The organism is Protofrankia coriariae (assembly GCF_001017755.1).
GTDB lineage: Bacteria > Actinomycetota > Actinomycetes > Frankiales > Frankiaceae > Protofrankia > Protofrankia coriariae.
In genome coordinates, this window is record NZ_JWIO01000021.1 from 17,441 (window position 1) to 24,107 (window position 6,667).

General features: G+C 72.1%; 5 protein-coding genes. 1 reads left to right on the forward strand and 4 read right to left on the reverse strand.

What is annotated here, in order from left to right; all coding sequences use genetic code 11:
* Window positions 1-22: 22 nt before the first annotated feature.
* From FrCorBMG51_RS13945 to FrCorBMG51_RS13960, 4 genes are all read right to left on the reverse strand, one after another.
* Window positions 23-217, reverse strand: a complete 195-nt coding sequence (locus FrCorBMG51_RS13945; RefSeq protein ID WP_013873594.1) for a DUF5703 family protein — start codon at window positions 215-217, stop codon at window positions 23-25.
* A 203-nt stretch (window positions 218-420) separates the two neighbouring features.
* Window positions 421-1,758: a mannosyltransferase family protein gene (locus FrCorBMG51_RS13950; protein ID WP_476742166.1), complete on the reverse strand. Its 1,338-nt coding sequence runs from the start codon at window positions 1,756-1,758 to the stop codon at window positions 421-423.
* Between the two features lie 55 nt (window positions 1,759-1,813).
* Complete coding sequence (locus FrCorBMG51_RS13955; RefSeq protein ID WP_047223507.1) at window positions 1,814-3,406, reverse strand: glycosyltransferase family 39 protein; 1,593 nt, start codon at window positions 3,404-3,406, stop codon at window positions 1,814-1,816.
* A 30-nt stretch (window positions 3,407-3,436) separates the two neighbouring features.
* On the reverse strand, window positions 3,437-4,936 hold the full coding sequence (locus FrCorBMG51_RS13960; protein ID WP_047223508.1) for an NAD(P)/FAD-dependent oxidoreductase: 1,500 nt from the start codon (window positions 4,934-4,936) through the stop codon (window positions 3,437-3,439).
* Window positions 4,937-5,642: 706 nt separating this feature from the next.
* Here FrCorBMG51_RS13960 and FrCorBMG51_RS13965 point away from each other — a divergent pair.
* A partial coding sequence (locus tag FrCorBMG51_RS13965; protein WP_235433571.1) for a glycosyltransferase 87 family protein occupies window positions 5,643-6,667 on the forward strand: 1,025 nt, incomplete at its 3' end.

Sequence of the window (6,667 nt, forward strand, 5' to 3'; positions counted from 1 at the left end):
GACGGCCGACGGCCGACGGCGGTCAGGTGGGCAGGTAGCCCGGCAGCCCGCCGCGCTGACGCGGGCGGCGCAGGACCACACGCCGGGAGCCGTCCGGGAACAGGCGCAGCCGCTCGAGCTCCCAGTCACCGAACTCGGCGTGCAGGGTGAGGACAGCCAGAGCCTGCCGGCGGTCCGTCCCGGGCGGCAGGTACAGCCGCTGATACTCCACGTCCATGACGTCACCGTAACGACGAGGTGGACCGCCGGTGTGACGAATCTGTAAGAGCACCCGGGGACAAATGGGGGCTACCGGGTACCGTGGTTACGGTACGTAAAAGCCCTACGGTACGTACAGGCCGAGGAAGGCCAGGGACGCATACACCACCATCATCGCGGCGCACGCCGTCAACACGGCGCGGAACACCTCGTCACGGCGGGTCAGCGCNNNNCCTCGTCACGGCGGGTCAGCGCGGCCGCGACGAACAGGAACGGGAACGCGCCGTAGGCATACCGCTCGCTGGAGTCCAGGTTGCTGCCGGTCAGGAGCACGGCGACGGTCAGCGCGGCCCACAGCGGATAGGACGCCGGCAACGTACGCACCATGACCACGAGCAGGACGGCGACGAGCAGCAGCCACGGGACGTGCAGCGCGGTGCCCACCTCGCCGTGGACGGCGCCTCGGGCCGCCTCCCAGAGCACCGCCGCGGGATTCGAGGAACTGCCGTGCAGCGACTGCTGCCGCTGCAGCCGGATCGGCGCGAGGGCGTCCCCGTGGGCGATCCCCGCCCACAGCAGGTAGCCGCCCAGGCCCACGGCCGGCGCCGCGACGGCCGTCACCCGCCGCAGCCGGTCGGCCGTCGCGGCGGCCGTGATCCCGCGGGCCGCCTCGAGAGCCACCGGGGCGACCAGCAGGACGCCCACCGGCCGGCACAGCCCGGCGAACAGCCCGCAGACGGCGGCGAGCTCCCAGCGCCGGGAGCGGATCCCGGCGAACACCCCGACGGCCAGCAGCCCCCACAACGCCTCGGTGTAGCCCATGACCAGCACGAACGCGGGTGGGGCCAGCGAGGCCAGCCAGATCACACGGGAGACCGCCGCGGGGCCGAAACCCTCCCGGCGCGCCAGTTGGGCGAGCGCCGCCACGAAGGCGAACGCGATCAGGTTCACCAGCACGACCAGGGTGACGCGGACCCCGGTGTGCCCACCGAGCCCGGGCAGCATCGTGACCGCACGCACCAGCAGCGGCAGCAGGGGGAAGAACCGCAGGCTCTGCTCGCCGGACCCGGCGTACCCGTGCTCGGCGATACCCGCGTACCAGCCGGCGTCCCAGCCGAGCGGGCCGGTCAGCGTCAGCCCGCCGGTGCCCACGCCATCGGTGCCAGTGCCAGTGCCGCCGTCCGGATGAGCGGCCCGCACCTGCCCGTCGATGTAGTGGGCCAGCGCGTACGCGGCGGCTGTCACGACGCGCGCGGCGAGCCAGGCGAGGGCGACCTCGCGCAACGGCAGCCCACGCCACCACGCTGGCCACGTCGCAGGCCGTCCCACGGGCTGTCCGGTAGGCCGTTCCTCGGGCTGTCCGCCAGGCCAGCGCGCACGCCACCGCGGTGGCCTGGCGTGCTGGTCGGCCCGGCCGGCGCGCCAGCGACGTCCGATAGCCGTGAGCCTCGGCGTCCGCCCGGTGGTCTGCCCGGGCGGACGCCGAGGCAGGACGGCACCATCCCGCCGGGACACGGCGCACATACGATGCGTGAGCACTCGGTGAGCAGCCACCGTCATACGGACAACGGCCACCGACGCGCCCGACCGAAGATCCACCAGAGCGTCCCGGCGGCTACGGCTGGAAGCGCAGCAGGGCGAAGTTCTCCCAGACCCTGGCCGACTGGCCCTGTTCCATGACCTGGTCGACGCGAGGGCGCTGCGCCTCAAGACGTCCGCGCACCTGGGTGCACAGGGTCTCGTAGGTGCGGTACGCGCCCGACCCGGCGAGGAAGACGGTGTTGCCCGGGCCCGCCTCCGCCAGCGCCCGGTCCGCGACGGCCACCCCGTTGGCGGTGGTGTTGCGGTCCTCGTAGTCCGTCCAGTCGACCCGGTCGGGTGGGGCGTAGGTCGGGACGACGTGCACCCGTATCCACGCCGGTACCGTGCGGGCCAGCCCCGGGCCGAGCTGGTCCGGGCAGACCAGCAGCACGTCACCGGGCCGCCCGAGACGCTCGAGCACATCCGCGGCCTGTCCGGCCTGGCTACGGGCGCGGGAGAGGTCGGTGTAGCCGCCGACGAGCCCGAGCAGCGCGCACGCCAGGACGACGCCCCGGAACAGCCGGCTGTCGACGATGACGGTCATCCCGAGGCCGATCACCAGCAGGAACGGGACGAACGCGGTGGCGGTGTAACGGTCGGCCCAGGCGTTGCCCACCACCTTGCCCACGGCGACGGCCACCACGAGCGTGAGGGTGGCCAGGAAGAACAGCGTCCGCCCGGGTTCGAGCCCCTTCAGGTCCACCATCACGTACCGGCCGTCGATCGCCCGGCCGGCCATCCCCGCGGCGGCGAGCCCGGTGATGAGGAACAGCAGCGTCCGCCCGCCGGTGGTCGGGCCGCCCGCCCACTGCCCGTAGGCGTGCGAGATCGCCGCGAACGTGGCCGGCTCGCCCCACGGCGTCCCGGTGTGCGTCAGCTGATAGTGGAAGCCGCCCAGCCAGGGGGCGAACACCACCGCCCCGCCGACGATGCCGCCGAGAGCGGTTAGCGGTGCCCGCCGGCCCCAGCCCGGCCGTGGTCGCACCGTAACCAGCAGCAGCCAGCCGGCCACCGTGAACAGCAGGTAGAGGCACCAGTAGTGGGTCAGCGCCAGCAGGCCGGAGCACAGCGCCAGCGCGACGGCCGGCCCGGCCGAGCGCCGGCGCAGGGTGCTTTCCAGCGCCAGCCCGCCGGCCGCGGTCAGCAGCACCACCAGGCTGTACATCCGGGTCTCGGTCGCGAAGTACAGCGCGAACGGCGAGGTGAGATAGAGCACCACCGCCACCCGCGCGGCGCGTACCCCGACCACCCGCCGGGCCAGCAGGTACAGCGGCCCGGCTGCGGCCAGGTTCACCAGCGCCGACAGCGCCCGTACCGCGAACGTGCCGGTCCCGAACAGCTCGATCCAGCCGTGCAGCAGCAGGTAGTACAGCGGTGGTGAGCCGTCCTGGCGCAGGCCGTCGAACAGCGTCGGGCCCGACCCGGTCAGCGGGAGCCGGGCGATGGCCACGCTCTGGGCCTCGTCCAGCCACAACGCCTGCCGGGCGGAAAAACGCGCCACCACCGCCGCGACAACAATGACGAACAGCACTGCCCTGAACAGGACAGCTGCCCGGTCAGGACGCTTCAGGCCCGCGTCGGCCGGATCGGGGATGTTCTCCACCGGCCGAACCGCGATATCGGTCACGGTCAGATCCTCCAGTCCCGCGACCTGGGGTCAGTGCGACGCTTTGTTGCCGGTGTAACCAGGGGAGACTTCCTCGTGGTAGTCCTCCTCGACATTGACGCTCCACACGTCGTGGTTGGTGCCGTCCACCATGTTCTGCACACTGAGCAGAGCGGTGTACATCGAGTGGTCCTGGTTGTTGTAGCGGTGCATGCCGTTGCGGCCGACCGGATAGACGTTCGGAGCGACCTCGGCGAGCCACCCGCGCATGATGTCGACGTTCTTTTTGTACTCGGAGTCGTAGAACGGATAGGCCTTCGGCATGCGCACCACGAAACCGCCCTCCACCTGGTCCGCCGGTACCAGACCGAGGGCGGCGAGCTCCTTGGAGGCGAGCGCGATCAGGTCGTCGTCGGCCATCGACCAGGTCTCGTCACCTTCGAAGACGAAGTACTCCAGCCCGAGGCAGGTGCGTCCCTCCTTCACCAGGAAGGGCGACCATGATGCGAAGTTCTGGATACGCCCGACCTGCAGCTCGGGAGAGTGGATGTAAATCCAGTTGTCCGGGAAACCGGCGGATTCGGGCACCACGAGCGCGACGGTGAGGAAGTCCCGGTAGCGCAGCGCGTTCGCGGCCGCCAGGACGTGCTCCGGAGCGGGGGGATCCATCGCGCGGACCAGGGAGGAGAACGGCATCGACGACACGATCTCGTCCGCGTCGTAGTGGTGCTCGCTGCCGATGTCGGTCCGGGACGCCTCCGGCGCGCCCGCGCCCGGGCCGTACCCGCCGGTGACCACCGTGCTCACCCCGGTCGCCCGGCCGCCCTCGTGGTGGATCGCGCGGACCTTCTCCTCAAAAACGATCTTCCCGCCCCGTTCGAGAATCTTGTCCGCGGCGGCCTCCCACATCATTCCGGGCCCGTACTTCGGGTACTGGAACTCCTCGATGAGGGAGGTGATGTCCTTCTGGTTCCGCTTCGGTGTGACCGCGTTCACAATGGCGTTGAGCAGCGAGAGGTTCTTGATGCGCTGCGCGGCCCAGTCCGCCTCGATCGTGTTCGCCGGCACGCCCCACAGCTTCTCGGTGTAGGTCTTGAAGAAGATCCGGTAGAGGCGCCAACCGAAACGGGCCGCGACCCAGCCCTCGATTTTCGTCTGGTCCTTCGGCGGGCGGACCCGCACCCAGAAGTAGGAGAAGATGCAGCGCGCGGCCTCGAGGAGACCCAGGCCACGCAGGGCGTTGCCGGCGCGCAGCGGGTAGTCGAACAGTTTGCCGTCGTAGATGATGCGGCTCGAGCGCGGACGCATCAGGAAGTCCTCGTCGGGCAGGATCTCGTGCCAGAGCGCCTCGACCTCGGGCACCTTGGTGAAGAAGCGGTGCCCGCCGATGTCGAACCGCCAGCCTTCACGCTGCGCGGTACGGCTGATCCCTCCCACCACCGAGTCACCTTCGAGGACCGTTACGGGCACATCCCGTTTGACCAGCTCCCAGCCTGCTGTAAGACCTGCCGGTCCGGCTCCGATAACGACGACCTCGGGCTTTTCGGCCACTGTGCCTGACCTCTCCTCACCTTCGCACGCGACGGTCATCCGCGCGACATACCAGAAAGCCGGTGGACGATGATCCGGCTTTGGCTTCTCAGTCTGGCATGACCCCCGCGGGCGCCCGTCCGCGCCCCCTGACGGCCACGGCGAGCCGGCCGCGACAGCCTGCTCTCGCCCCGCCGCCAGGCCGTACCCCACCCGCCGACGGCCGTGCGCACGCCGGTGCCGCGCGCTCTGGCATGGTGCACGTCATGGCAGCGCCCATACCCGCCCGGACGGACGATCCGGCCGCCGCACCCGGGTGGGCGTCCCCGGGCCACCCGGATCGGGGGACGACGGCCCTGCTGCTGGTCGGCTGGGGCGGTGTCGCGGTGGGCATCGGCGCCGGTGACGGGCGGGGGCCGTGGCAGCTGCTGTTCGTGCTCGTCGGCTGGTTCGCCGTCCTGCTGGCCGCGGGCCCCGCCGAGCGGGCGCGGCGGTGGGCCGGGCGCTGGCACACCGCCGTGTGGACGGGGCTGGCCGGGCTGCTCGCGGCCGGCGTGGCGCTGCGGCCCCGCTACTACGCGGCCGGACGGTGGGCGGACCTCTCCGATGTGCTCGGGGTGGCCGCCGGGCTGCTCACCGCCGGGGCGGTCCTGGTGTGGGCCCGTCCGCCAGCGCCGGACAGCCGCTGGCGGACGGCCCGNTCGCCTCCCCGGCCTGCTTCTGGCTGGTGACCGGCCTGGTCGTGGCCGCCGGCGTCGCGATGATCATGGCGGCGCCGCAGCCCCGGATCGATGTCTTCCACCTGTTACAGGTCTCCGCCGGCGGCCTGTTCGACGGCCACGACATGTACCGACAGCAGTGGGCGCCCAGCCGCGCCGAGTACCCGGTGTACGGGCTGTTCGACGTCTACCCCTACCTGCCCGGCACGACACTGCTGCTCGCGCCGTTCCATCTGCTGTTCGGGGACGTCCGCTACGGCCTGCTGGCCGCGCTGGTGCTCGCCGCCGTCACGGTCCGCCGGATCGCCGGCGTGACCGCCCCCGGCTGGCAGGCGCGGCGGGACACGGGCACGCCGGGTGGCGGGGCCAGCCCGTGGGCCGGGACCACGGATTCGGATCCCAGTGTCCCGGATCCCGGTGTTCCGGCGGCGCTGCCGCTGATGGTGCTCGTCATCCCCGGCGCCATGTACGCGCTGCAGCAGTCCTGGACCGAACCGCTGCTCATCGCCTGTCTGGCCGGGATGGTGCGGGCGGTGCGCGCGGGCCGGCCGGGCTGGGCGGTCGTCACGTTCGCCCTGGCCCTGGCCAGCAAGCAGCATCTGGCGCTGCTGCTGCCGGTCGCGGCGATGTGGCCGGCGTTCGGGCCCCGGCGGGTGCTTGTGGCGGCCGGCGCCGCGGCGGCGCTGGTCGCCCCCTGGGTGCTGGCCGGGCCGGCGGACTTCTGGGCGGACGCGGTGACGACCAACCTGGGCTACCCCGTCCGGGGTGACTCGCTGTCCGTCCCCGGCGTGCTGGTCCACGCCGGGATCACGACCGGGTTCGCCCCGATGCCGCTCGCGCTGGCCGGCGCCTACCTGCTGGCCTGGCGGGTGCGCGCGGACGCGGCCGGGTTCTGCCTGGGCGCCGCCGTGGTGCTGCTGACCCTCGACGTCATGAACAAGCAGTCGTACTTCAACCACTACACGCTGCCGATGGCGCTGCTGGTGATGACGGTGAGCTGCCGGCGGCCGGGCCACGAGCTGGCGGCCCGGCC

Excerpts from the sequence above, each read along its gene's own strand:
- FrCorBMG51_RS13945 (WP_013873594.1), bottom strand. The coding sequence starts at position 217 with ATGGACGTGGAGTATCAGCGGCTGTACCTGCCGCCCGGGACGGACCGC.